Raw genomic sequence first — 24,326 nt, 5'->3', positions numbered from 1 at the left:
CGGCGGCAGACTCATGGCGGCGTTCCCCTCCGGGAGCGCCGCCATGCGCTTAAGATGCACAGTCCGGGTCAGCGGCTGGAGACCTTCACGAGCTTGCGGTTGATGAATTCTTCCATGCCGTACTTGCCTAGCTCGCGTCCGATGCCCGAGCGCTTCACGCCGCCGAACGGCAGCTCTGCGGCCGAGCCGGAGGGCTCATTGATGGAAACCATGCCCGCCTGCAGCTGCGCGGCGATGCGGTGCGCACGCTCCAGATCCTGGGTGTGGACGGACGCACCCAGCCCGTAGTCGCTGTTGTTGGCCAAGGCGATGGCTTCTTCTTCCCCGTCCACCTTGTACAGCACTGCCACCGGGCCGAACAGCTCCTCGGAGAACGCACGCATATCCGGGGTCACATCGGCAAGGATGGTCGGTTCGAAGTAGGCGCCGTCGCCAGCCACCGGCTTGCCGCCAGCCAGCACTGTCGCACCCTTGGAAATGGCGTCTTCCACCTGGGAAGCCAGCCCCGACTGCGCAGAGGCCGAGGACAGCGGGCCGAGGAAGGTTTCCTTCTGCGTGGGGTCCCCGGACTTGATGCCGGCGACCTGCTCGGTCAGGGCCTGGGCGAACTGGTCGTAGACCGAGGAATCAACAATGAAGCGCTTGGCCGCGTTGCAGGCTTGGCCGGTATTGCCGAAGCGCGCCCGCATCCCGAGCTTCGCGGTGCGGTTGATGTCCGCGTCCGGAAGCACCACGAAGGGATCGGAGCCGCCGAGCTCCAGCACGACTTTCTTCAGGTTGCGGCCGGCAATTTCCGCCACCGCAGAGCCTGCACGCTCGGAGCCGGTCAGCGAGACGCCCTGGACGCGGCGGTCGGCAATGACGTCTGCAACCTGGTCATTCGTGGCGAAAATGTTCACGTACAGCCCCTGGGCGGCACCTGCGTCCTTGAAGATCTGCTCCATGGCCAGGGCCGATTCCGGGCACTGCGGGGCGTGCTTGAGCAGGATCGTGTTGCCGATCATCAGGTTCGGAGCCGCGAGCCGGGCCACCTGGTAGTACGGGAAGTTCCACGGCATGATGCCCAGCAGCACGCCCACCGCTTCCTTGCGGACTACTGCGGTGCCGCCGCTGGCGACCTCCAGTTCCTCGTCTTCCAGGAACTTCGGCCCGTTCTTGGCGTAATAGCGGTAGATGGAAACGACCAGCCCGATCTCGCCCAGGGACTGGCTGATGGGCTTGCCCATTTCACGGGTGATGATGGCGGCCAGCTCCTCGGCGCGCTCCTCGTAGATGTCCGCGACTTTCTCCAGCAGCGCCACGCGTTCGTCCAGCGTGGTGCGGGACCAGTCCGCATAGGCGGCATCTGCGGTGGCCAGCGCTTCTTGGATCTGTTCATCGGTGGCAGTAGGGTAGGTTGCCTCGACAACTCCGGTCGCGGGGTTGGTCACTGCGTACTGGCTCATGATGCTCCTTGCTGACGTTCGGCTGCGCTCGGATTTCTGCGCGATGTTCCACATCCAGCGTTCCATGTTCGGGCAGGAAGAGACAGCGCTTGAAGCAAATCATCATCTCTGTTCGCAGCCAATGAAATCCCGCTGCCGCTTCAACCGGCTCTGATGGTATCCAAGGAGTTGTCAGCGCAGGTTCCAGTTTCGCCGGCGAGCGCGGAAAGATAATCCGCGAAACCGGATTTCAGCCGCCCTTCCAAGCGGCCTGAGGTGACCGCATGCAATTGGTCCGTGGCGACCACGCGGTATCCGCGACGCCTGAGTCTGGCCACGAGCTCAACGTCCTCATGGGCTGCCAAGGTCTTGAAACCCCCGACCTGCAAGTACGCCGTGGCGCTGACCCCGAGGTTTGCCCCGTGGATATGCGGATGGTGGGGCGCCAGCACGTAGCGTTCCCGCCACTGCCGGTACAGTTGCGGGGCCAATTCGACCCGGTCGGGTTCCACAGTGCCGGTCACCGCATCAGCCCCCCCGAGATAGGCCACGGCGAATTCCTTCAGCCAGTTCTCTGGAACCCTCGTGTCGGCATCGGTGCAGGCAATCCAGGTTTCTGATGTCCCGTGCGGCCCCGGCAGTCGGTTGAGCCCTTGGGCAATACCGAAGGCGCGGGTCGCTCCGACATTACCGAAGTTCACGTGGTGGGCAAAATAGCCCGGGTGTGTGGCCGCGAAGTCGCTGGCACGCTGCGCAGTGCTGTCCGTGCAGGTGTCCAGCACCACCATGGTGTGCACGGCGATGCCTGGGCAAACCGCTTGCAGGTTCAACTTCGACCGGTCCACGGCTTCCAGGCAGTCGAGGATGTACCGCTCTTCGTTATGGGCGGGAATGACAACCAGTATTGTCCGCAGTCTTCTAGCCATCCAACTGCCCGGGTTTGCGAAGGATTTCCAGCAAGAAGTCCCGCTCTTCATGCATCACCAGACGGTCCCACCGCCGGCGGTGGGCAATCCGGTGAACAGCCTGCCCGTCCAGAGGCCATCCCTCGATGGGGTGGAGCCAGTGGCAGAGCAGCAGTTCACCGCCGGGGGCCAAGACAGATTCGCACAGGCCTAGGAGTTCTTCAAGCTCGTCGGCGGCCAAGAAGTAGCCGATCTCGCTGATGACGACCAGATCGACCGTGCCATGGGCGAGTTCCGGCCATTGCTCGGGAAGCAGACGCTGTTCCAATCGCACGTGCTCGAAGCGCGCGGTTTCGCGCTGCGCTTGCTCCAGCGCGGTTCGGCTTGAGTCAATCGCCACCAGAGACGTACAGCGTTCAGCCAATGCCGAGGTTTGGATTCCAATGGAGCACCCAAGTTCCAGCACCGTGCCGTAGTGCTTCCGGGGCAGGGAGCTGAGCAGTATTCCGCGCTTCCTTTCCTCGTACCCGCTGTCCCTGTAGTTCCACGGATCAGGTTGATCCAGATAGAGATCTTCGAAAACCGAAGAGGTCATGGCGGTATCTTTCTCTCCGGAACGGGTCAGCCGGAAGATCTCCTGGGACTGCAGGAAGTGCTCCATGACTTCGGCACTGAGCATTGCCTCGTCCCCGGGCTGGTCGGACAGGGGCTGCGTTTGCGACTGGTGCGCGGATAAGGCTTTTCGCTTGGCATCCAGCGCTGCCGAATCCAGTTCGAGCCTGTTCCAATGCCACCATCGGCCGTCCTCGAGCGGTGAGGCCCAATGCCAGTACCAAATGGGGAACTCCAGGTGGAAGAGCGACAGTTGCTGCGCGATGCCCGCGGCGACGAGTCCGAGGACATCATGATCCGTATGGGCATCTGCCCGGTAGGTGCTGGCCAGCACGCACGGTGCTTCCTGTGCACGGTCAAGCAGGGCTTCGTGGAGTTCTGCGCGATGTGCGGCCAGCTGTCCGTCGGGAAGACCCAGCCTGCGAACCGTGATCCCGGGGCCGGTGCCGCTGTCCCGGCCAAGCTGCATCATGGCTTGGGAGACTTCCCCTGCACGCAAGCGGGCCAGCTGCTGTGCGGAGTGGGTCGAGGAGCCAGGATGGGAAGCTTCCCCGTCGGTGCAGAGGAGCACCTCCACGGTGATGTTGCGCCGCAGGGCTTCCTGCATCAAACCGCTGGCGCCGAGCGTTTCGTCGTCGGGGTGGGCTGCGAGAACCAGCAGCCGTTGCGCTGATTCGAAGACCTGGTCCAACGGCAGAACCTCCAGATCCTCGATTCCGCAGTCACGCCAAGCTTGGGCAGAGGTTCCTTGCTGCAGATGGCTGAACGTCACCATGGTTCTTGTTCCTTACTCCGGTCCTCCAGAAGCATCCGTCCCAGCGCGGCATCATCGCGTGTGGCATGGTGCTGGCGAATGTAGATCGAGAGATCTGCAACCCGGCGGGCATGCTCTTCATCCAAGGCCAACGGCCCGGGCCCAGTGGCATGGCCGCTGATGTGGATCATGCGTTCACAGATCCGGGCGATTTCTCCTCTGGTCTGCGCGGCTTGACGCGGGCCGAGCTGTTCTCGATCCGCAAGCTCCGCAGCGCGTTCGAGCATGGCGGCCCCGGAGGCGAGGAGCCTGTCGGCCTCCCCCAGCCAAGCCAAGGCCAGCTGGTCTGGTTCGCGCGTGCGCGCCGTGCCCAGCAGGTGCCGGAACAACCCGACGGCCCCGCCGAACCAGCACGCCGCGACGCCAACGCCTCCCACGGCGAAGCCGGAGCGTTCAAGATACCAGCCGGCTTCCCCCACCGGTTGCGCCGGAGTGTCCATGCACCGAAGTGATCCGCTCGGGACTTCTTGCAATCCCCGGCTGACCCAGCTGCTATCGGCAAGTTCTGTTTCCGGCCCACCCAGCTCGATCATGAACAATTGCCGGCCCTGCGAGGTGTGCGCGCTGATCAAGGCGTGAGTCAATTCTCCCGCCAGGGAACACCAAGGCTTGATTCCAGTCAGTGTCCATTGCCCTGAGAATCGGCTGGCTTCGAGCCGCTGGCCAGGTGCCTCCGCGGCAAAAACACCCCACGTGGTCGCTTGGGGCCACGGCATGTCGGCCTGGTGCAGTATGGCGGCGGCATCAAAGTGCGGTTCGAGCGTGCGCGCGGCGACGAGGTCCAGGGCCGCGACCGAGGCGAAAAATTCCCACAACTGCCGCGTCGAGCCGTTGCCCGGCACCGGCAGCTCTCCTTCGATCTGTTTCAGCGCATGCAGGATGGGGGTGGCGTGGCCTTTGCACCCGGCGGCCACATGCAGCAGATGAGGCGCGCTGGCCCACCATGTGCCCTCTTGATCTGCGGCATCAGCCCTATCGCCACGCGAAAACAGAACTGGTGTCGATTCCACCGGGGCTCCTCTCTGTCGTTGCCACTCAGTGTAAGTCAGCGGCATGGAGCCCCCAGGCAATCTGAAAATTTCCACAAAACGAACTCGGTGCGGCAGTCCCTACATGCCCTTGAGGTGCTGTGCACTATTGCTGAAGCGCTCGAGTTCTTTTCGGGCTTCCCCCTAGCAGGGGAGACCGGAAACACCTAGAATGAAAAGAAATTACCGTAATACGAAAGTTGAGATCGTGGCTGAACATTCCGCTCCCCTGGCCGTGGGCCAGCAGGCCCCCGCATTCTCCCTGCGCAACACCGAATCCGAGGTTGTTTCGCTTTCCGACTACTCTGGCAAGAATGTCATCGTCTACTTCTACCCAAAGGCGGCAACCCCGGGCTGCACGACCGAAGCCTGCGACTTCCGCGACAACCTGAATTCGCTGCACGCTGCTGGTTATTCGGTTTTGGGCATCTCTCCCGACGAGCCGGAAGCCAATAGCCAGTTCGCTTCGGATGAGTCCTTGAACTTCCCGTTGCTCTCCGATCCGGACAATGCCGTGGCGAAAGCCTACGGATCTTTCGGCGAAAAGACCTTTGGGGACAAGACTTTCGTGGGCACGCTGCGCTCAACGGCAGTGGTGGACCCTGAAGGGAAGATCAGTCATGTGGAGTACAGCGTGGATGCCAAGGGCCACGTGGCCCGCCTGCGTGATGAGCTGGGTATCTAAAGTCCCTAAGACCAGGCGGCCCTCCTGAATTCGGCCGAGGATGGGCGCAGGGGCCGAAGGTTCCCGCACCCATCCTTTTGCGTCCGCACAGTCGCCATCTGATACTCCGCACCATAGTGGACTTTTGCCGGGCTAAAAGTTAGCTAAGCTAGCATTATTCCCAAGCCAAAGGAACTGCATGCCCCGCACAACCGCCCCGCTCCAGCTTGTCTGGTTCCGCGACGACCTGCGCACCGCAGACCATCCGGCGCTGACCGCCGCCATGGCTGCAGGTCCGGCCATCGCCGTCTACGTCTTCGACGAGCAATCCCCCGGACTGCGGGCGCTTGGCGGCGCCGCGCGCTGGTGGCTCCACCACGCTTTGCTCAGCCTCCGCGAATCACTGGCCGAGCTGGGTGTTCCACTGGTTCTGCGTAGCGGACAGGCAGCGGAAATCATCAACACGCTGGCCGAGGACTGCGGAGCGCAGGGCATCCATTGGACCCGCCGATACTCGGAAGCCGAACGGGAAGTCGATGCGCTGGCCAAGGCGAAGCTTCGCGGCGCGGGACGCGAAGCGCACAGCTACGCAGGCTCATTGCTGCACGAGCCCTGGGAACTCCAGACCCAGGAGGGCAACTCCTACAAGGTCTTCACCCCGTTCTACAACAAGCTGCGCGATGCCGAGCTGCGTCCGGTCCTGCCGGCCCCTGAACCGCAGGAAACCGTGAACAGCCTTCCAGCCAGCGAGGACCTGGAGAGCTGGGACCTGCTTCCCACCAACCCCGACTGGTCCGGTGGGCTGGCCGCAAGGTGGGTCCCTGGAGAAGCCGAGGCGCACTCAAGATTGGAGGAGGTCGCCGAATCCATCGCCGCCGACTACCCGCAGCATCATGACCGACCGGATCTGGACGGGACCAGCGCGCTGTCCCCCGCCCTGCGCTGGGGGCACCTCAGTCCGCACCAGGTCTGGGAAGCTCTGGGCCGGCAGTCAGCGTCGAATCCTGGCGCGTCCGAGGGCGTCGCCGCGGTCCGGCGCCAGCTGGCGTGGCGCGATTTCTGCTGGCATTTGCTCTACCACCACCCTTCGCTGCCCACGCAGAACCTGCGCGGCGAATTCGACGCCTTCGACTGGGCGTGGCCGGAGGACGATCCGCAGGCCGCGGCCCACGTTGCCGCCTGGCAGCACGGCGAGACAGGCTTCCGCCTGGTCGACGCGGGCATGCGGCAGCTCTGGGAAACCGGCTGGATGCATAACCGCGTCCGCATGGTGACGGCCAGCCTGCTGGTCAAGAATCTGGGAGTGCACTGGAAGGTCGGCGAGCAGTGGTTCTGGGACACCCTGGTGGACGCCGATCTGGCCAGCAACAGCGCCAATTGGCAGTGGGTTGCCGGCAGCGGCGCAGATGCTGCCCCATATTTCCGGGTGTTCAACCCCGAGCTTCAGGCGAAGAAATTTGATCCGCAGGGATCCTACGTGGCGCGGTTCGCCCCGGTGGCCCACGAGCCCATTGTGGATCTCAAATCCTCGCGAGCCCAGGCCCTTGAATCCTACGACCATATGAAAGCCCGCCACAAGGGCTAGTCGTCTGACAGGCGCTCCCTGATCCGGGCATCGATGTCGGCGGACAGTTTATCGATGCTCGCCAGCGCGCGGTCCAGCTGTTCAATGGTGCCATACAGGCCTGCGGCTTCGCCCTCGGGTTGCCCAGAGTCCCGGTGCGCTTGCAGCGTCGACAAATCAAAGCAGACGTTGGCGCGGCACCCGGAGATCGAGGCCCGCAGCGCTCCCAAGGCGACGACCACGTCGGCAACCAGGGCCTGGTTTCCATATTCGGCCAGCCATCGGATGTCATCAACCGCCGCCGCGGCCCGCCTCCCAATGGCGGCAGAGGACCGGGCAGCTTGCAGTGCCGCACCACAAATCGCCGCCGACCGGGCGGCGCCTGCCGGAGCGTGGAAAGCCGCACCGAAGGATGCAGAGCAAGCAGCGTCCTCATCCGCCAGCTGGAGGGATTCGTTGCGCAAGATTTGTCCTCGTCGCCTAATGCGCCCCGCTTCTCCCTCAGCCTCGGCATCCTCGCTGTAGCCGGCGGCCATGCAGATCAACGCCGCTGCCACGGACAGCATCACTCCGCTTCCCGCTCCCCCGCCAGGCACTCCGGTGGTCTGCGAAAGCTTCTCGGTCCATTGCGCGACCGTCAGCTGCTGCGTGGATACGGATTCCGGTTTTTCCATGCCACCAGTGTGCGCGCAGACCGCCGCAGGCCAGCGCTTCCTGAGTGGCCCCTGAGTTCCGCCAACTGCCTTCCCGCCCCGAAACCCCATTGACCGCCGCGCGCGGCAGTTCCGTAACTGCCGGAATGACCTGCATGGCGACATCGGGTCAGGCAGCCGCACACGGCGCGATTCGATGCCATCGAATCCCCGGGCGGCAAAACATGCAAGTGCAACTAAAGTGACCCCGGCTACACAAAACCTCAAAGTTCCCCGAGAAGTCTTGCTTTGCTGGGCACTTGGTAATTCAGGTGGTCGCTTGCTGAAATATAACCATATTTCATTAATTGACTAGGCCGTTTTTAACTATCCACGGTGATAATAATTCATCTAAAACGCAATCTGACATGGAAATTTCTGAGCTCACTCCCTGGCGAACTGAACTTTCCTTCATGTTTCGAGACAACCAAGTCCAATTAAGATAGAACTCCTTAAGTGACGTAAATGCAGTGGATTTCGTGCAGTTCGCAAGCTCAAGCCAGAGCTGCACGAAGTTCCAAGAACAACGGGATCACCCGGACAGTTACGAACAAGGTGGAGGTCAAACAGATGCCAGGACGTATAGTCAGGACGAAAACGGCCGAGCGAGTCTCGGAACTTCTCGGGTCACGTGAAGGCCGCAAGCACTTGTCCGAGTACGGATGGGCCCAGGGCATGCCAATCGTGATGACGGTGTCAACGGAATCCGTCAACGACGTGATGGGACTAGTAAGCATGCATGGCCGCTCAGTTCTGGTCGCAATGCTCGATCCCCGGACGGACGAGCTGAAATTCCTCTATGTGGCTACGCCTAATCCGGCCTTGGAGACCGTGGGATGCGAAAAAGATTCAACCCCGATTTCGGATCTCTTCGAGCGCGCCGAGTTGCAGGGCTTGGTGACTTTTCGCTCGAAGTACTGGGAATGCAGCACGGTCACGCACCCAGTCCCCGTTTTCCACGGTGCACCCGAAGTGAAGAGCTACGCCCAGCATTTCAATAGTTGACGAGGATTTTGCACGGTACGTATTCCGGCGCTTGGCTGCTGGGCAATGACCAGTAATCGGTCGCCCAGCGGCCGGGCCGCCGAAGAACGTTCTGTGGGGCAGGCATACAAGTGATGTCATCGGGAGCCTGGAATCCCGCAGGGACGGAGGAACACCCGCAACGGGTTATTCCGCCCCATCGCCACGAGCACAATGCCGGACCGCGTCGATCAGCTCTTGGATCTCATTCACCCGTCCATCCCAATAGGGGATGCCAAGGCCAAAACCGTTCGCCGCTTCCTCGCTCAAGCGTCGGAGACAATCCCGGTGGCTCTCCAAGGCGCTGATGAGATCGTCGAATTGGTCATCGTTGAGATTCAGATGCAGGTGCTTGCGAGGTCGGCGGTTCATCGGCAATTTCTGTAGGTTCATTGGCTCCACGTGGGTTCGACCTTACGCCTGCCGCTCCTGCCGTAAGGGGGTTGCCGGGGTTTTAACTGAAACTCACAAGTTGGCATCTCGTCTCAAAGCGCATCCCAACCAACTAAAACAGCCCAAGCAAATCCAATACTTCTTTTTGGAGGAACACATGAGCACCAATGACGTAGAAAAAGTCGTCAAGATCATCGAGGACATCAAGGTGGGCATGCTGACCACCCGGTCGGGAGAGAACCTGCTCAGCCGGCCCTTGACAGCAGTTCAAGTCACCGACGACGGCGACCTCTGGTTCTTCATCGCGACAGAATCCGAAATCGCCCAGGAAGTGGCGAAGGATCGCAACATCAACATCTCGTTCTCCGACAAGACGAGCTGGGTCTCCGTCCGCGGCACCGCTGAGATCGTGCGCGATGTCGGCAAGAAGGAGGAACTTTGGAACCCTGCGGTCGAGGCATTCGCCCGCGGCGGAGCCAAATCGCCGAATGTCGCGCTGCTGCATGTGAGTTCCGAATCCGCCGAGTACTGGGAAAATCCGGGAGGGCCGGTCAGCCTGGCCGCCAGCTGGGTCAAGCACAAGCTGACCGGAGAGCAGGCGCACCCCGGCGATTCTGGGGTGGTTGACCTTTAAATTCGCGCGCGCCGACTAGTGACGCGTGAGTCAACTAGTCAAGAGATTGAATGCAACCTCGACATGAAGCAATAAGAGTCACGTCTGTTGGAGCGTTCAACACTGCACAGTCGGGAACGTACCAAGTTTAGGAGTGGCCCAGCTAGACCTCAAGTTCAGAAAGGACATATATGAGCCTACGCCAACGAGCATGTATAGCAAGGGAACGTGCCACATGCCTCTCTACTGCAGACCCCCGCCTACTTCCAAGGAATTCGGGAAGTAGGCGGGAGCGGAACTATCTCTAGGCAACCGCGGGCGCATGATCGTGCGCGCTAGCCTGGAAATTTCACCAGCTTGTGGTTCACGAATTCGGCCATCCCGAACTTGCCCAGCTCACGACCCACTCCAGAGCGCTTCACGCCGCCGAAGGGCAGCTCCGCGGCGGTGCCGGACGGCTCGTTGATGGAAACCATGCCGGTTTCCAGGCGGGCGGCAATGGCCTGCGCACGCGCAGGATCCTGGGTCTGCACCGAGGCGCCCAGCCCGTAGTCCGAGCTGTTGGCCAACTGAACCGCGGCGTCGTCGCCGGAGACCTTGTAGAGCACTGCCACCGGGCCGAACAGCTCTTCCGAATACGCACGCATGTCCGGGGTGACGTCGGCCAAGATAGTCGGAGCGTAGTATGCGCCTGTGCTTTCGATCTTGGCTCCGCCGGCGAGAACCGTAGCGCCTTTGTCGATGGCATCCTGCACCTGCGCGGCCAGGCCGTCACGGGCCGCAATCGAGGACAGCGGGCCCATGAAGGTGTTCGGGTCGGTGGGGTCGCCCACGATGATCCCGGCCACCGCGTCGGCGAAGTTCGCGGCGAACTCGGAGTACACCGACTCGTCGACGATGAAGCGCTTGGCCGCGTTGCAGGCCTGGCCGGTGTTGCCGAAGCGGCCGAATAGGCCCTGCTTCGCGGCGGCCGGCACGTCGGCGTCATCCAGCACCAGGAACGGATCCGAGCCGCCCAGTTCCAGCACCACCTTCTTCAGGTTGCGTCCGGCGATCTCCGCCACCGCGGAACCGGCACGCTCCGAGCCGGTCAGCGAGACACCCTGGATGCGGGCGTCGGCTATGACGTCCGCGACCTGCTCGTTGGTCGCGAAGATGTTGACGTAAGCGCCCTGTGGGGCTCCTGCGTCCAGGAAGATCTGTTCCATGGCCAGCGCGGATTCCGGGCACTGCGGGGCATGCTTGAGCACGATGGTGTTGCCGTTCATCAGGTTCGGCGCGGCGAAGCGGGCCACCTGGTAGTACGGGAAGTTCCACGGCATGATGCCCAGCAGCGCGCCGACCGCTTCCTTGCGGACTACTGCGGTGCCGCCGCTGGCGACCTCCAGTTCCTCGTCTTCCAGGAATTTCGGGCCGTTCGCCGCGTAGTAGCGGTAGATCGAGACAACGATATCGATCTCAATTCCAGACTGGAAGATCGGCTTGCCCATCTCGCGGGTGATGATCGCGGCCAGCTGCTCGCGGCGTTCGGCATACAGGTCCGCGACGCGGTTCAGCAGGTCCACGCGGTCCTGGATGGCGGACTTCGACCAGGTGCGGAAGGCCGCATCGGCCTGCGCGACGGCCTGGGCGACCTGCGCATCGGTGGCCGTATCGTAGCTGGCCTCCACGCGCCCGGTGGCGGGATTGGTGACTGCATAGGTGCTCATTGACGTGCTCCTTGGAAAAGTTGGGATGTTCTCGACGGACCGGACTGCGCTAGGGCAGGGCGATGGCCTGGTCGGTGACCACGTGGATCAGGGCCGGGCGGCCTTCGGCCACGGCGGCCAGCGCACGCTGCACGGCCTCGGCGGCCTGGGCATCGTCGTCAACGTATTCGCCATGCCCGCCGAAGGCACGGGCAAAGGCGGCGAAGTCAGGGTTCTGCAGCTGGGTGCCGGAGACGCGGCCCGGGAAGTGGTGCTCCTGGTGGTCGCGGATCGTGGCAAACTGGCGGTTGTCCATGACCACGGCCAGGATCGGGGCGCCGAACTGCGCCGCGGTGGCGAACTCCTGGCCGTTCATCAGGAACTCGCCGTCGCCGCACACGGCCACCGACAGGCGCGCCGGGGCCTGCTTGGCGGCCACCACGGCGGCCGGGATGGAGTAGCCCATGGAGCCGTTGCGGGTGGACAGCGCCGAAGGGAAGACGTTGGTCGGCATGTACCACTGGGCCCAGGCGGTGTGGTTGCCGGCGCCCACGGAGTTCACCACGTCATCGGGCAGGCGCGAGATCAGTTCGCGCATCACCACGGACATGCGGGCGGTGCCCGGGGCGGTGGCCGGAAGCTGCTCGTCGCCCGGGATGGTGGAAACCTTCACCTGGGCCTCGCGGCCGGCGGCGCGCCAATCCTCCCAGCGTTCACCGGCGCCCAGCTCGATGCCTTCCAGCGCGGCGGCGAAGGCCACCGGGGAGGCCAGCACGTGGGCGCTGAGGTTGCCCGAGCGTCCGCGCAGCGTGGTGTCCGGGCTGATCACGTAGTTCACGGCGTCCGGGTCCTGGCGCAGGGTGTAGCCGTCGGAGGAGACATCACCCAGCACGCAACCGATGCTTACCAGCACGTCGGCGTCGGCGAGCATGGTGGCCGCGGCGGCCGAGCGTCCGTAGCCCAGCGAGCCCATGTTGACCGGGGAGCCGAACGGGATGCGGTCCGCGGCGTGCCAGTCCTGCACCACCGGGATGTTGTTCTTCTCGGCGAAGGCGGTGACCTGGGCGGCGGCCTGTGCGCTCCAGCGCTGCCCGCCGACCATCAGCAGCGGACGCTGCGCGCCGTACAGCGCCTGGGTGATCGCCTCGAGCTGCGCGGCGTCCACTGCGCCCTCGGCAACCGGGATCGGCGCGGTGAGCGCGGCGGTGAATTCCTTGGTGATTACGTCTTCGGGCAGGCCCACGACCACCGGGCCGGGGCGCCCCGAGGAGGCGGCGAAGAAGGCCTCGGCCACGACATCGGAGGCGCGGTTCGGCTCGTCGAGCACGAAGACGCGCTTGGTTTGGGTGCCGAACCAGGCGTAGGGGTCGAATTCCTGGAAGGATTCGCGCATGCGGTCCGCCACCGGGATCAGGCCCACGAACAGCACCATCGGGGTGCCGTCCTGCCAGGCGGTGTGGATGCCCACGTAGGCGTTGGAGGCGCCGGGGCCGCGGGTGACCATGGCCACGCCGGGACGTCCGGTGAACTTGCCGTAGGCCTCGGCCATGTAGGAGGCGCCGCCTTCCTGGCGGGCGATCACGTTCTCGATGTTCGCCCCGTGCAGGCCGTCGAGCACGGCCAGGTAGGACTCGCCCGGGACGGTGAAGACGCGGTCGACCCCGTGGAGGGCCAGCGAGTCGACGATGGCCTGTCCGGCGTGGGTGGGGTTGCTCGGGGAGTTGCTCATGGGGTTGCTCCTGTGTGCTGCTGTGCGGTGTGCGGGGATGGAATCGGTGGGATGTGCGGGGGCGGCCGGTGCGGCCGCGGCCGAGCTAGAGGTCGCCATAAACCAGCGCCCCGCCCACCACGGTGGCTTGCACGCGGGTTTCGGCAATCTGCTCGGCGTCGATCTCGTAGAGGTCCTGGGAGAGCACTACGAAGTCTGCCAGCTGTCCGGGGACCAGCTTGCCCTTGTAGTGCTCCTCGTGCACCGCGTAGGCGCTGCCCACGGTGTAGGCATGCACCGCCTGGGCCACGGTGAGCTTCTCTGAATCGGTGAAGGGGGCACCGCCCTGCGTGGTGCGCTGCACCAGCGAGGCGATGTTCAGGATCGGATCCGCGCTGACCACCGGGGCGTCGGTGGAGCCGGGGATGACCAGGCCGGCGTCCAGGAAGGACTTCACTCGGTAGGCCAGCGGCTGGCGTTCGGCTCCCAGCGCGGTGGCCACCCCGTCGCCCAGCTCGTGGATGAACCGGCCCTGCGGGACCGGGACCAGTCCCAGCTGGACCATGCGGGCGATCTGCGCGTCGGAGGCCATCGAGGCGTGCTCGATGCGGTGGCGGGCGTCGGTGCGCGGAAGCAGCGACTGCGCCTCGGCGACAATGTCCATCACCACGTCCAGCGCGGCGTCGCCGATGGCGTGCACGGCCAGCTGCCAGCCGGCCAGGTGGGCGCCGATCAGCTTTTCGCGCAGCGTGTCCTCGGGAAACTGCAGCAGCCCGCGGTTGCCTTCGTCGATGGCGTAGTCGCAGCACATGAATGCGCTGCGCCCGATCAGCGAACCGTCGGAGAGCACCTTGGTGGGGCCCAGTCGCAAGAAGTCGTCGCCCAAGCCACTGCGCAGGCCCAAATCCAGGCCGTAACGGGTGTGTCCGTCAACCTTGTCGGTGTCCAGCGGGTGCAGGGTGGTCAGGTAGGGCATCAGGGTGGCGCGCACGCCCAGCTGGCCGCGCTCGCGGGCCAGCTGGTAGCCGGCCAAATCCACGGTGCTCTGCCCGATGTGGTCCGGGGCACCCACGCCGGGCTCGGTGATGGAGGTGACGCCCAGCTTGAGCATTTCCTGCGAGCCGGCCGCAACCAGCTCGGCCACGTCCTCAATCGTTTTGGCCGGGATGTGGTCCAGCACCAGGCTGCGGGCGGTTTCCTGGAGCAGGCCCAGGGCCAGGCCGGCGGAATCCTTGGGCACCGCGCCGCCGTCGGGCACCGGCACGTTGCGGCGTTCCGGGTAGCCGGAGCGCTCGAAGGCGAGGGTGTTGGCCACGGCCATGTGGCGCGAAACATGCCAGAGGAAGACCGGGTGGCCGTGGCTGACCGCGTCCAGCGCCAGCGCGGTGGGGTGTGCATCGCCAAGGAAGTTCTGGTCGTAGCCAGTGCCGATGACCCAGGCACCATCGGAGGCCTCACGAGCCGCGGAATCCACAGCGGCCAGCAACTCGTCCATGGTCTTCACTGCCTGCGGACGAAGGTCGACCTGGCGCAGGGCATCCCCGATGAAGGTCAGATGCAGGTGGGCGTCGTTGAAGCCGGGAACGACTGACGCGCCGCCGAGGTCGACCACCTGCGCGAAGTGGCGGGTCTCCACTTGGTCATCCAGGCAGATGATGCGTCCTTGATGCACCCCCAGTGCCTTTGCCATCGGACGTCGCGGGTCTTGAGTGTGGATGGTTCCGTTGGTGTAGAGCACGTCGAACATGGGTCCTCCTGCGTCGAGCTTGAAGTGATCTGCCTCAAGTATCCGCACGCAAAGTCCATGCTGTCTAATGCATAAAAGATCTATTTAACATGCTCAAAAGTTATGCATCGCGCCCTGGAACATCCCAGGACTCCTGCCGCCCTCCCACCATTTCCATCAGCCCTGAGGCCAGTTCGCGAAGCTTCGCTTCCGCGTAGTGGCCTCGACGCCAGGCCATGTACATGTGAAGCGTCAACGGACTGGCATCTGGCACGCCTAGTTGCTCGAAAAGGGGTATTCCGCGCACCCCGAAGGCAGGATATTCGGTATTGACCGCGATGCCGCGGCCGGAGGCGACCAAGGCGTGGGAAACCAACCCGTCGTCGCACACCTCTGCGCGCTCAATCCGCAGCCCTTGGCGTTCGAGCGCTTCAGAAAAAATCCGGCGACTGACCGAGTGTTCCGGAGAGAGGATCAGCGGCTGGTCAACCAGCTCCGAGAGTTCGATCCCTCGGCGGCTTTCCCCCAGCCAGCGGTGCCCTGCTGGCACTTGGGCGCGGATCGGCACATCTCCCAGCATGACGGTTGCCAGATCGCCAGTGGGAATAGTCGGGGTGATGATGAAGTCGAGGTCGTCGAGCAGGGCCGATTCCAGCTCGAAGTGCCCCGTTTCCCGGGCCACAATTGTCGGCTGGTCCGGCCCGAGCTCGGCAATGAAGTTCGACAAGAATCCACGCAGAGAGGCCGTCGTTGCCGCGCAAGAGAGACGCTGAACCTGGCCCGTACGCAGAACCTGAACGGCCGCGTCCAAGTCACGGGATTCGGCCAGCAGCTTGCGCGCCATGGGGACGAAGGCCCTCCCGCTGTTGGTCAGCACGAGCCGGTTGCCCGCAGACTGGAAAAGCTCGATGCGCAATTCGCGCTCCAGGGTCTTCAGCTGTCGGCTCAGGGCCGGTTGGGCGATATGGAGGACCTCCGCGGCGGCCGTCACGGTACCGTGCTCGACAACGGCGATGAAATACTGCAGTCGGCGAATGTTCATGCTTAAGAAGATAGCAACATGGCGACCAGTGCAATCGAGAATCCGACAATCCATAACCAAACGGCATGATTTCACTTCCTATCTGGTCTTAGACGCAGACAGCACGGCCCGGCAATACTGAAAGTGACGCAAATCTATGGCGCGGCTCACTTGAACAAGAACGCGCATCACCCAAGGACAACCGCATGAAAACATCTCGCTCCCTGACGCCCCAACAGCGTCAAACCCGGGCCACCGCCGGCGCCTTCGTGGGCACCGCCATCGAGTGGTACGACTTCTTCATTTTCGGCACCGCCGCAGCACTGGTCTTCGGAAAGGTGTTCTACCCGGACATCGCCCCGGGCGCCGGCATCATGGCCTCCTTCGCGACCTTCTGGGTCGGCTTCCTGGCCCGTCCGCTGGGCGGGGTGCTCTTCGGACACCTGGGCGACCGTTTTGGGCGCAAGAACGTCTTGGTGGCCACCCTGTTCCTCATGGGCAGCGCCACTACGCTGATCGGCCTGCTTCCGGGCTATGCAACCATCGGGGTCTTCGCCCCAGTCGCCCTGGTCGTGCTGCGTGCGCTGCAGGGCCTGGCGGTGGGCGGCGAATGGGCCGGTGCCACGCTGATGGCCACGGAGTCCGCCAGCGAGAAGAAGCGCGGCATGGCCGGCGCCTGGGTCCAGCAGGGCTCCCCCGCCGGCGCCATCATGGCCACGCTGATGTTCCTGCTGGTGGGTACGCTCGATGACGCGGCCTTCCTGTCCTGGGGCTGGCGCGTGCCGTTCCTCTTCTCCGCGGTGCTGGTCATCGTGGGCCTGGTGATCCGCGCCAAGGTCGAGGAGTCCGCCGACTTCACCGAGTCCCGCGCCGCCCACGAAGTGGTCAAGGTGCCGCTGGTGCAGGTCTTCAAGACCGCTTCCTCCTACGTCTGGTTGGGCGTGGCCGCCTCGGTACTGGGCATCGCGATTGCCTTCTTCAACAACACCTTCCTGCTGTCCTGGACCACCACGTCCGTGGAAAACGGCGGCATGGGCATGAACCGCCAGGTCATCCTGAACATCCTGCTGGCCATGGCCATCTTGCAGTTCATCTGGCAGCCCATTGCGGCCAAGATCGCCGAACGCATCGGCGGGGTGCCGGTCATGCTCTGGGGCCTCTTCCTGAACCTGCTGATCATCGTGCCGCTGTTCCTGGCCATCATGAGCGCCAACGCCGTGGCCATCTCCCTGGTGCTGGGCGTCTCGATCCTCGGCGGCACCGGCTACTACGCCATGCTCTCCTCCTTCCTGTCCCAGGCCTTCCCGGTCAACGTGCGCTTCACCGGCGTGGCCTTGGCCAACGGCCTGTGCGCTTCGCTGATCGGCGGCTCGACCCCGCTGATCGCCCAGGCGGTCCTCGGCTCGCTGGGTCCGTGGGGCGTGGCCGGGTTCTACGCGATCATCGCGCTGGTCACCATTGGCGGCGTCTGGGGCCTGCACCGCAAGATGAGTGCGCGCGATGCCCGCGCCGCACAGGTGCCAACCTCCTCCTAGTCCCGGGGAATCCGGGACCTGTCAAAAAATCAGGGCGGCTCCACCACCACATCCGCGTCGTGGTAGAGCCGTCCTTTGCCAATGCTCGCTGGAAGTTGTGACAACTGGATAGATGTGGGCCAACACCCTGCAAGCTCACCCGAACGCGTCGAGTGGCCGCCCCATAAACAGGACCATGAACGCACCGACCCGAGGGCAAAGGACGGTGGCGAAAGCGCACCATGGCCGTGGTGCTCGAACCGGCACGACCACTGCCAACCTTGGGGTTTTGAAAGACATCAAGAAGTTCCTCGAACACAACGCGTACTTGGTAGACGCGTGATGTGGACATCCAGAAAACGAGCGAGTGGCCGCGGAATTGCGGGCTTTGGTGGGAACAACAGGTTTCTGGAGCTGGCAGCATGCCGAGGTGATCTGCTTCTGGCGCTGCGAAATCCCTAACTCCGATTTCGGTAGCGGGCCACGAAATCGGAGAGGGCCATGGCATGGATCTGCTAGACGGCCACCCTGGGATGCACCCACACCCAAATGGCTTTCCGAGCACTTCTAACTTGCGCACTAATCGTGATCCTTCAACTGTCCAACACCCCGGTCTGGACGGACCCTGCGGATCTTTAGTTCGCATGAACTTTCACCCATCGTCACAAGGCTCGCACGGCGGCAGCGCTCCCTGTGCGATGCCGGATAGTCCTACAGGAATATCTACCTTCAGCAATATGGTTCGCACCCTCAGATGACCTAGTACCAGAATTGTCTCTAAGCTACGCATGCAGGGGCCCAATGATCGCTGGCGTACCTTCACAACCCTTCATTACTTCCCTTGCTTCAGGGAATCCGCCCATAACCTCCAAGGATTAGGAGCCGGTCGGAAGGAACCAACTTGCAGGTTTACTTATACTTGTCCGTGCGCTGCCGATTGCGGGTCTCGGTAATCTGCCGCTCATAGGACAGGTACAGGCTTGCCACCAAGCGCACCTCGGCCATGCTGCCGCCGAGCAGCTCGGCGGCCTTCTTGATCCGGTAGCGCACGGTGTTCTGGTGCACGAAGAGCGCCGCCGCCGCCCGTGAAATGTCCTGGTCCAGCGCCAGATAGGCGATAAGCGTCTCCTCCAGCTCCGGCTCTTCGCGCAGCGGGGCGATGAAACGCACCAGCCGCTGCCGATCCAGCGGGCTGTCCACGCGGGCCAGCATCCAGGTGGCCGGGTCCAGGTCGTCCGCTCGCAGCAGCAGGCCTTCGGTGCCCGGTTCGTGCTCGGTGTCGCGCAGCGCCACCTTGGCCGCGAGCTCCGCCCCGCGCAGCAGCTCCGGGATCCGCGAGAGCGACCCGGAGGCCTCGCCCAGGCCGATGGCCAAGTTCTCCCGCTGCTCCGCCAGCCACCCGACCGCCTGTTTGGTGTCAGGGATCAGCGCGTTGAATCCCGCGCGGATGTCATTGCTGCGCCCGTTTTCCGCGAACAGCAGCGGCACCCCGGCGCGTTGCGCGGAGCTGAGCAGGGTTTCCACCCGGCGCGGGCCCAGGCTGCCCTCATGCAGCACCACGGCCGCGACGCTGCGCACCGGCTGGTAGGCCTCGAAGCCGAAGGGCTGCAGCAGCTCCCAGTAGCGCAGTTCGCGGGAGACCTCGATGCCGTCCTGCAGGCTGGTGAGCAGCTGCGAATTCTCGTGGCGGCGCCGCGAGGCATCCAGGTGCTGCAGCCCCTTGATGGCGCCGAGCATCTTCTGCGTGGTGTCCAGCAGGATGTCCCCCACCTCGCCCAGCACCTGCTCGTTCCGGCTGGCAATGGCCAGGTGGTAGCCGCGCCCGCGCATCACGATGGTGCGGTACATGACCTGCCAGCGGCCGATGCTGATCTTCTCGTAGTGCACCCCGTGGTTGGTGATGGCCTGCAGCACCAGGTGCACCGGGCCGTCGCCGCTGGACTCGACCAGCTTGCCGGTGTCCTCGTAGAGCATCGCCGCGCCGCGGCAGTTGGCCGCCACGCGCTGGATCAGCGAGGCGATCGGCTGGTCGGAGGCGATGGAATCGAGCAGGTCGTTGGTCAACCACATGGCGCGCTTCATGCCGTAGTCCTCGGCCACCGGGCCCAGCGCATTGACGTACTTCTCCACGTGGCTGAACGGCACGTCCCGGGCCACGGTCAGCAGGTTCACGTCCGCCCGCTGGCAGGCCTCGATGAGTTCCACGGGAACCGCCTCGAAGTAGATGCCCAGCCCGAAGCACAACGCGGAGACCCGCGCCCGGCGCAGCGCGGCGGCCAGGCCCGCGGCGGCCGCCTCCAGGTCCTGCTCGCCTTGCAGGCGCAGCCCGGTGGTGAGCATGATGTTTCCCGGATCGAACCAGCGCCCGGGGTCGTGGATCTCGGAGGTGTGCGCCCCGCTGACCTCGATTTCGGGGTGCGGCAGCACTTCCGCGTGCAATCCCAGTGACCTCACGTGAAGCAATTCCTGCACCGTCAATGGCTCGCGCTCGCCCACCGCACCAACTTTCTTGTCCCGGCCGGCCCTGATTCCCGCGGAACTCCGGGGCCGTTGTAGAAACTACAATCTACGCGCGCCGAGCTTTGAATTCCACCAATGACAGAGATGTGGGTCACACATCACAGTGGATACCACAAGTTCCAAGCGTCACCACGAGGAGAGATCATGGCCAACCTAAGAGTCGCCGTAGATGTTGGAGGAACCTTCACCGACGTCTGCATCTTTGATGATGAAACCCAGAGCATGCGCGTCACCAAGGTTCCCTCCACCCCGCATGATCCGATGGAAGCGGTGATGAGCGGCGTGCGCCGCGCCGAGGTCAACCTGGCCGACGTCTCGCTGTTCTCGCACGGCACCACCGTTGCCACCAACGCGCTGATCACCCGCCGCTTCCCGAAGGCCGCCATGGTCACCACCCGCGGCTTCCGCGACGCCATTGAAATCGGCGACGGCACCAAGGACGATTTGTGGGACGCCTACAATGACGTCTCCGGCCCGTACATCCGCCGCCGCGACCGCTTCGAGGTCACCGAGCGCACCGACTACGCCGGCAATATCATTACCGAACTGGATGAGACCGAGGCCCGCCAGCTCGCCGCCTTGCTGCGCAAGCGCGGGGTCACCACCGTGGCGGTCTGCTTCCTGAACTCCTACGCCAACCCGGCCAACGAGATCCGCATGCGCGAGATCCTCGAGGAGGAGCTGCCGGACACCGCGATCTCCGCCTCCGCGGAAATCCTGCCCGAGATCTTCGAGCACGACCGCTTCAACACCACCGTCTCCAACGCGGTGCTCGCCCCGCTGGTCACCGGCTACGTGGACCGCCTGGCCACTGAGCTGAAGGCCGGCGGCTACGCCGGCGACCTGCTGCTGCTGCACTCCGGCGGCGGCTCCATGACCCCGCGCATGGTCAAGCGCTACCCGGTCCGCCTGGCGGCCTCCGGCATCGCGGCCGGCGCCATCGCCGCCAAGCACGTCGCCGCCCAGTGCGGCTTCGAGAACGCGGTGGGCCTGGACATGGGAGGCACCTCCACCGACATCTGCCTGGTCTCCGGCGGCGAGCTGCGCATCACCAAGGAATGGCAGGTCGAATACGGCCACCCGATCGTCTTCCCATCCATCGAGGTGCTGACCATCGGCGCCGGCGGCGGCTCGCTGGCCCACCTGGACATCGCCGGCTCGCTGCGCAACGGACCCCAGTCCGCGGGCGCGGCCCCGGGCCCCGCCTGCTACAACACCGGTGGCGAGGCGCCGACCAACTGCGACGCCAACGTCGCGATGAACCGCCTGGGCACCACCCTGGCCGGCGGCGCCCGCGAGCTGGACCGCTCGCTGTCGCTGGAAGCCATCGACCGGGTCATCGGCAAGCCGCTGGGCATGAGCACCGAGCAGGCGGCGCACGCAATCGTCCAGGTCGCCAACGCCAACATGGCCGACGCTGTCCGCCTGGTCTCCATCCGCCGCGGCTACGACCCGCGCGACTTCGCCCTGATCGCCTTCGGCGGCGCCGGAGCCCTGCACGGCGCGGAAGTGGCCCGCGAGCTGTCCATCCCGACCGTGGTGGTCCCCGCCAACCCGGGTGTCACCTCGGCGCTGGGCTGCCTGCTGGTGGACATCCGCCACGACCTCTCGCTGATGTACAACGCCCCGGCCAACCAGGTCGACCCGAAGGACGTGGAAGCCGAATTCGCCGCCCTGGAAAAGGAAGCCACCGCCCGCCTGCGCCACGAGGGCGTGGCGGACGAGGACGCCATGCTGCAGCGCGAGATCTCCATGCGCTACGCCGGCCAGTGGCGTTCGCTGGCGGTGCCGATGGGCCAGGGCCCGGGCGCCCTGCAGCAGGCGGTTCAGACCTTCCACCAGCAGCATGAGAAGGAATTCGCCTTCAGCCAGGAAGACCAGCCGGTGGAGATCTACCAGCTGGGCCTGAGCGCCATCGGCAAGACCCCGAAGCCGGGCTTCGTGCCTGCCACCGAGCTCACCGCGGATCCGGGCGCACCGGCCTCCCGCCGCGAGGTGTACTTCGGCGCCGACGGCTGGGTGGACACCCCGGTCTACGAGCGCAGCCTGCTTCCGGCCGGCGCCACCTTCGAAGGCCCTGCGATCATCGACCAGCTGGACTCCACCACCGTGGTCCCGCCGCACACCACCGCCGAAATCGACGGCTGGGGCAACATCCGCATCCACCTGCACAACCTAGAGAATTCTTCGGAGGGTTAAAGTGACTCAGATTATCCAGACCCCAGCTGTCCGCAGTTCCGGCCCAGCGCTGGACCCGGTCACCTTCGAGGTGCTGAAGAACGCGTTCGCCACCTCCGTGGACCTGATGAGCGAACAGATCCTGCGCACCTGCTACTCGTTCGTCATCTACTCCCGCGATTTCTCCTCCGCCCTGTGCGACGCGGCGGGCAACACGGTGATGCAGGGCTCGGGCGACATCGCGGTGCACGTGGGCACCTTGCACTTCCAGTGCAAGGCGGTGCTGGAACAGTTCGGCACCGACATCCACGACGGGGACGTCTTCGCGATCAACGACCCGTACCGCGGCGGCACCCACTTCAACGACGTCTCCTTTATCCGCCCGATCTTCTCCCAGGGGGAAATCATCGGCTTCGCCCAGAACAAGGGGCACTGGGCTGATATCGGCGGCAACGTGCCGGGTTCCTTCGATGTGAACGCCAAGGAGCACTTCGGCGAGGGCCTGCGCATCACCCCGGTGCGCGTCTACTCCAAGCACGTGTTCCTGCACGACGTGGCGCAGCTGCTGGTCTCCAACACCCGCGCCCCGGAACAGGCCATGGGAGACCTGCACGCGCAGTCGGAGGCCACCGCGGTCTGCGAGCGCGAGATCCTGCGCCTGGTGGAGAAGTACGGCAAGGACACCGTGGTCACCGCGATGCAGGAAACCCAGGACTACGTGGAGCGCATCGTGCTGCGCCAGCTGGAGGACCTGCCGCGCGGCACCTGGGAGACCACCGACTACCTGGACGTGGACCCGGGCAAGGGCGAAGGCCTGGTGCCGATCAAGATCAAGCTGACCCTGGACGGCACGGGCATCCACTACGACCTGTCCGAATCCGCCCCGGCGGTGGCGACCTTCCTGAACTCCGGCTACGGCACCAGCCACTCGGCCATCTATGCGGGAACCAAGACCTTCTTCCCCGAGGTGCCGCTGAACTCCGGCTTCTACGCCGCGGTGCAGGCGGAGATCGGCGAGGAGGGCTCGGTGGTGAACGCCGGCTGGCCGCACGCGGTGACCGGCTTCTGCTCCGGCCCGTACGAGAAGATCATGAACGGCATCTTCGAGCTGTGGAGCCAGATCATGCCGGAGCGCGCCATGGCCTGCGCCTTCAACCTGGAGTACCTGCTGGTGGGCGGCCGCGATGCCCGCACCAGCGAGGACAACTACTTCATGTGGTACGACTGGATGGCCGGCGGCTGGGGCGGACGCTCCTCCAAGGACGGTGCTTCGGCCACTGCACCGGTCTTCGGTCCGGGCCTGGCGGTGCAGCCGGTCGAAGGCCAGGAACGCCTGTCCCCCGTGCTGACCACCAAGCACGAGATCGCCATTGACTCGGCAGGGCCGGGACGCTTCCGCGGCGGCCTGGGCATCGAAAAGGGCGGCATGCTCACCGATGCGCACTCCACCGTCATGAGCTACTGCTGCGACCGCTCGCGTTCCATCACCTGGGGCATCGAGGGCGGCCTGCCCTCCATCCCGCACGGCGTGTGGCTGAACCAGGGCACCGAGGACGAGCGCTTCCTGGGCTCCATCTTCTCCTCGGTTCCGATCCAGCCAGGCGATGTCTTCACCCGCCCATCCGCCGGCGGCGGCGGTTTCGGCGACCCGCTTCAGCGCACCGCGGAAGAGGTGCTGGAGGACGTCATTGACGGCTATGTCTCCATCGACCGCGCCGCGGCCGACTACGGCGTGGTCATCGAGGAAGTCGACGCCGAACTGGACGACTACCGCATCCTGGCCGAGGACACCGAGGCACTGCGCACCCAGATCCGCGCCAACCGCCGCGGCTGGCTGGAAGAGGACGCCGAAGCGGTGGCGGCACGCTACCGCGAAGGCAAGGTCGGAATGCTGGACGTCATCCGCCGCCACGGCGTGATCCTGCACTGGGGCACCGGCGAACTGCTGGAGAACTCCACCACCGAGTACCGCCAGCTGATGCAGCGCCGCTCGGCAGCCCACTGGGACGCCTAGTCCCGGCAGAGCACGCACTATTGCACCACCCATTGCACCATTAGGTGCAGCCCGGGCGGTGCGGGGAAGATCCCACGAAGATCATTTCCCGCACCGCCCTGTTTCACCCGCCGCCACCTGCGGCTATTGTTGGACACGCTTCACCCGGCAAGCCCGCCCGGACATTCCCTGCTCCCCGCCGGCCCCGGCAGTTTTTCCTTGCACCACCCACATCAGGCCCCGGCC

At 64.6% G+C, this 24,326-nt stretch carries 18 protein-coding genes; 7 read left to right on the top strand and 11 right to left on the bottom strand.

Annotation, left to right across the window (positions count from 1 at the left end):
* Nucleotides 1-68: 68 nt before the first annotated feature.
* The 4 genes from RF641_RS05005 to RF641_RS04990 form a co-directional block, all read right to left on the bottom strand.
* Complete coding sequence (locus RF641_RS05005; RefSeq protein WP_047120296.1) at nucleotides 69-1,445, bottom strand: NAD-dependent succinate-semialdehyde dehydrogenase; 1,377 nt, start codon at nucleotides 1,443-1,445, stop codon at nucleotides 69-71.
* A 140-nt stretch (nucleotides 1,446-1,585) separates the two neighbouring features.
* Nucleotides 1,586-2,350, bottom strand: coding sequence for a glycosyltransferase (locus RF641_RS05000; protein ID WP_181728082.1), 765 nt, complete (start codon nucleotides 2,348-2,350; stop codon nucleotides 1,586-1,588).
* Nucleotides 2,343-3,716, bottom strand: coding sequence for a PIG-L family deacetylase (locus RF641_RS04995; protein ID WP_047120298.1), 1,374 nt, complete (start codon nucleotides 3,714-3,716; stop codon nucleotides 2,343-2,345). Before RF641_RS04995 ends, RF641_RS05000 begins: the two co-directional genes overlap by 8 nt.
* Entirely contained in the window at nucleotides 3,710-4,765 is a 1,056-nt protein-coding gene (locus RF641_RS04990; protein ID WP_424572681.1) for an acyl-CoA dehydrogenase, read from the bottom strand. Before RF641_RS04990 ends, RF641_RS04995 begins: the two co-directional genes overlap by 7 nt.
* 190 nt (nucleotides 4,766-4,955) lie before the next feature.
* Between RF641_RS04990 and bcp the strand changes: the two genes are divergently transcribed.
* Nucleotides 4,956-5,468 carry a thioredoxin-dependent thiol peroxidase gene (bcp, locus tag RF641_RS04985; protein WP_424572680.1) on the top strand — a complete coding sequence of 171 codons (513 nt, stop codon included), beginning with the start codon at nucleotides 4,956-4,958 and terminating at the stop codon, nucleotides 5,466-5,468.
* Nucleotides 5,469-5,646: 178 nt separating this feature from the next.
* A complete protein-coding gene (locus RF641_RS04980; protein WP_424572679.1) occupies nucleotides 5,647-7,032 on the top strand; it encodes a cryptochrome/photolyase family protein in 1,386 nt (461 codons plus the stop codon).
* Here RF641_RS04980 and RF641_RS04975 read toward each other — a convergent pair.
* Entirely contained in the window at nucleotides 7,029-7,685 is a 657-nt protein-coding gene (locus tag RF641_RS04975; protein ID WP_424572678.1) for a cyclodeaminase/cyclohydrolase family protein, read from the bottom strand. The genes RF641_RS04980 and RF641_RS04975 overlap by 4 nt on opposite strands.
* A 693-nt stretch (nucleotides 7,686-8,378) precedes the next feature.
* On the opposite strand from RF641_RS04975, the gene RF641_RS04970 reads away from it, so the two are divergent.
* Complete coding sequence (locus RF641_RS04970) at nucleotides 8,379-8,708, top strand: hypothetical protein (RefSeq protein ID WP_231735887.1); 330 nt, start codon at nucleotides 8,379-8,381, stop codon at nucleotides 8,706-8,708.
* 165 nt (nucleotides 8,709-8,873) lie between these two features.
* Here RF641_RS04970 and RF641_RS04965 read toward each other — a convergent pair whose 3' ends face one another.
* On the bottom strand, nucleotides 8,874-9,119 hold the full coding sequence (locus RF641_RS04965) for a hypothetical protein (protein ID WP_146955976.1): 246 nt from the start codon (nucleotides 9,117-9,119) through the stop codon (nucleotides 8,874-8,876).
* A 157-nt stretch (nucleotides 9,120-9,276) separates the two neighbouring features.
* On the opposite strand from RF641_RS04965, the gene RF641_RS04960 reads away from it, so the two are divergent.
* The gene (locus RF641_RS04960; RefSeq protein WP_113607136.1) at nucleotides 9,277-9,753 is read left to right on the top strand and encodes a pyridoxamine 5'-phosphate oxidase family protein; all 477 of its coding nucleotides are present in this window, start codon (nucleotides 9,277-9,279) and stop codon (nucleotides 9,751-9,753) included.
* A gap of 314 nt (nucleotides 9,754-10,067) precedes the next feature.
* Here RF641_RS04960 and RF641_RS04955 read toward each other — a convergent pair whose 3' ends face one another.
* The 4 genes from RF641_RS04955 to RF641_RS04940 all read right to left on the bottom strand — a co-directional run bounded on the left by RF641_RS04955 (nucleotide 10,068) and on the right by RF641_RS04940 (nucleotide 15,896).
* On the bottom strand, nucleotides 10,068-11,441 hold the full coding sequence (locus tag RF641_RS04955) for an NAD-dependent succinate-semialdehyde dehydrogenase (protein ID WP_424572677.1): 1,374 nt from the start codon (nucleotides 11,439-11,441) through the stop codon (nucleotides 10,068-10,070).
* A 49-nt stretch (nucleotides 11,442-11,490) separates the two neighbouring features.
* Nucleotides 11,491-13,149 (bottom strand): thiamine pyrophosphate-dependent enzyme, encoded by a 1,659-nt coding sequence (locus RF641_RS04950; RefSeq protein WP_424572676.1) that lies wholly within the window; start codon nucleotides 13,147-13,149, stop codon nucleotides 11,491-11,493.
* Nucleotides 13,150-13,234: 85 nt separating this feature from the next.
* Nucleotides 13,235-14,923: an amidohydrolase gene (locus RF641_RS04945; RefSeq protein ID WP_424572675.1), complete on the bottom strand. Its 1,689-nt coding sequence runs from the start codon at nucleotides 14,921-14,923 to the stop codon at nucleotides 13,235-13,237.
* Nucleotides 14,924-14,975: 52 nt separating this feature from the next.
* The gene (locus tag RF641_RS04940; RefSeq protein ID WP_160309106.1) at nucleotides 14,976-15,896 is read right to left on the bottom strand and encodes a LysR family transcriptional regulator; all 921 of its coding nucleotides are present in this window, start codon (nucleotides 15,894-15,896) and stop codon (nucleotides 14,976-14,978) included.
* Between the two features lie 185 nt (nucleotides 15,897-16,081).
* Here RF641_RS04940 and RF641_RS04935 point away from each other — a divergent pair, with 185 nt between their 5' ends.
* Nucleotides 16,082-17,410, top strand: coding sequence for an MFS transporter (locus RF641_RS04935; RefSeq protein ID WP_047120309.1), 1,329 nt, complete (start codon nucleotides 16,082-16,084; stop codon nucleotides 17,408-17,410).
* A gap of 888 nt (nucleotides 17,411-18,298) precedes the next feature.
* Here the strand turns inward: RF641_RS04935 and RF641_RS04930 are convergent.
* The gene (locus tag RF641_RS04930) at nucleotides 18,299-19,843 is read right to left on the bottom strand and encodes a helix-turn-helix domain-containing protein (RefSeq protein WP_424572674.1); all 1,545 of its coding nucleotides are present in this window, start codon (nucleotides 19,841-19,843) and stop codon (nucleotides 18,299-18,301) included.
* 210 nt (nucleotides 19,844-20,053) lie between these two features.
* Between RF641_RS04930 and RF641_RS04925 the strand changes: the two genes are divergently transcribed.
* Nucleotides 20,054-22,108 carry a hydantoinase/oxoprolinase family protein gene (locus RF641_RS04925; protein WP_047120312.1) on the top strand — a complete coding sequence of 685 codons (2,055 nt, stop codon included), beginning with the start codon at nucleotides 20,054-20,056 and terminating at the stop codon, nucleotides 22,106-22,108.
* A 1-nt stretch (nucleotide 22,109) separates the two neighbouring features.
* Nucleotides 22,110-24,101: a hydantoinase B/oxoprolinase family protein gene (locus tag RF641_RS04920; protein WP_424572673.1), complete on the top strand. Its 1,992-nt coding sequence runs from the start codon at nucleotides 22,110-22,112 to the stop codon at nucleotides 24,099-24,101.
* Nucleotides 24,102-24,326: the final 225 nt, after the last annotated feature.

Origin of the sequence: Arthrobacter sp. 'calajunan' (genome assembly GCF_046940185.1) — a bacterium.
Classification (GTDB): Bacteria; Actinomycetota; Actinomycetes; order Actinomycetales; family Micrococcaceae; genus Glutamicibacter; species Glutamicibacter soli.
Note: the sequence above shows the minus strand (reverse complement) of the source record. Positions and strands in the feature narration are given on the sequence as shown.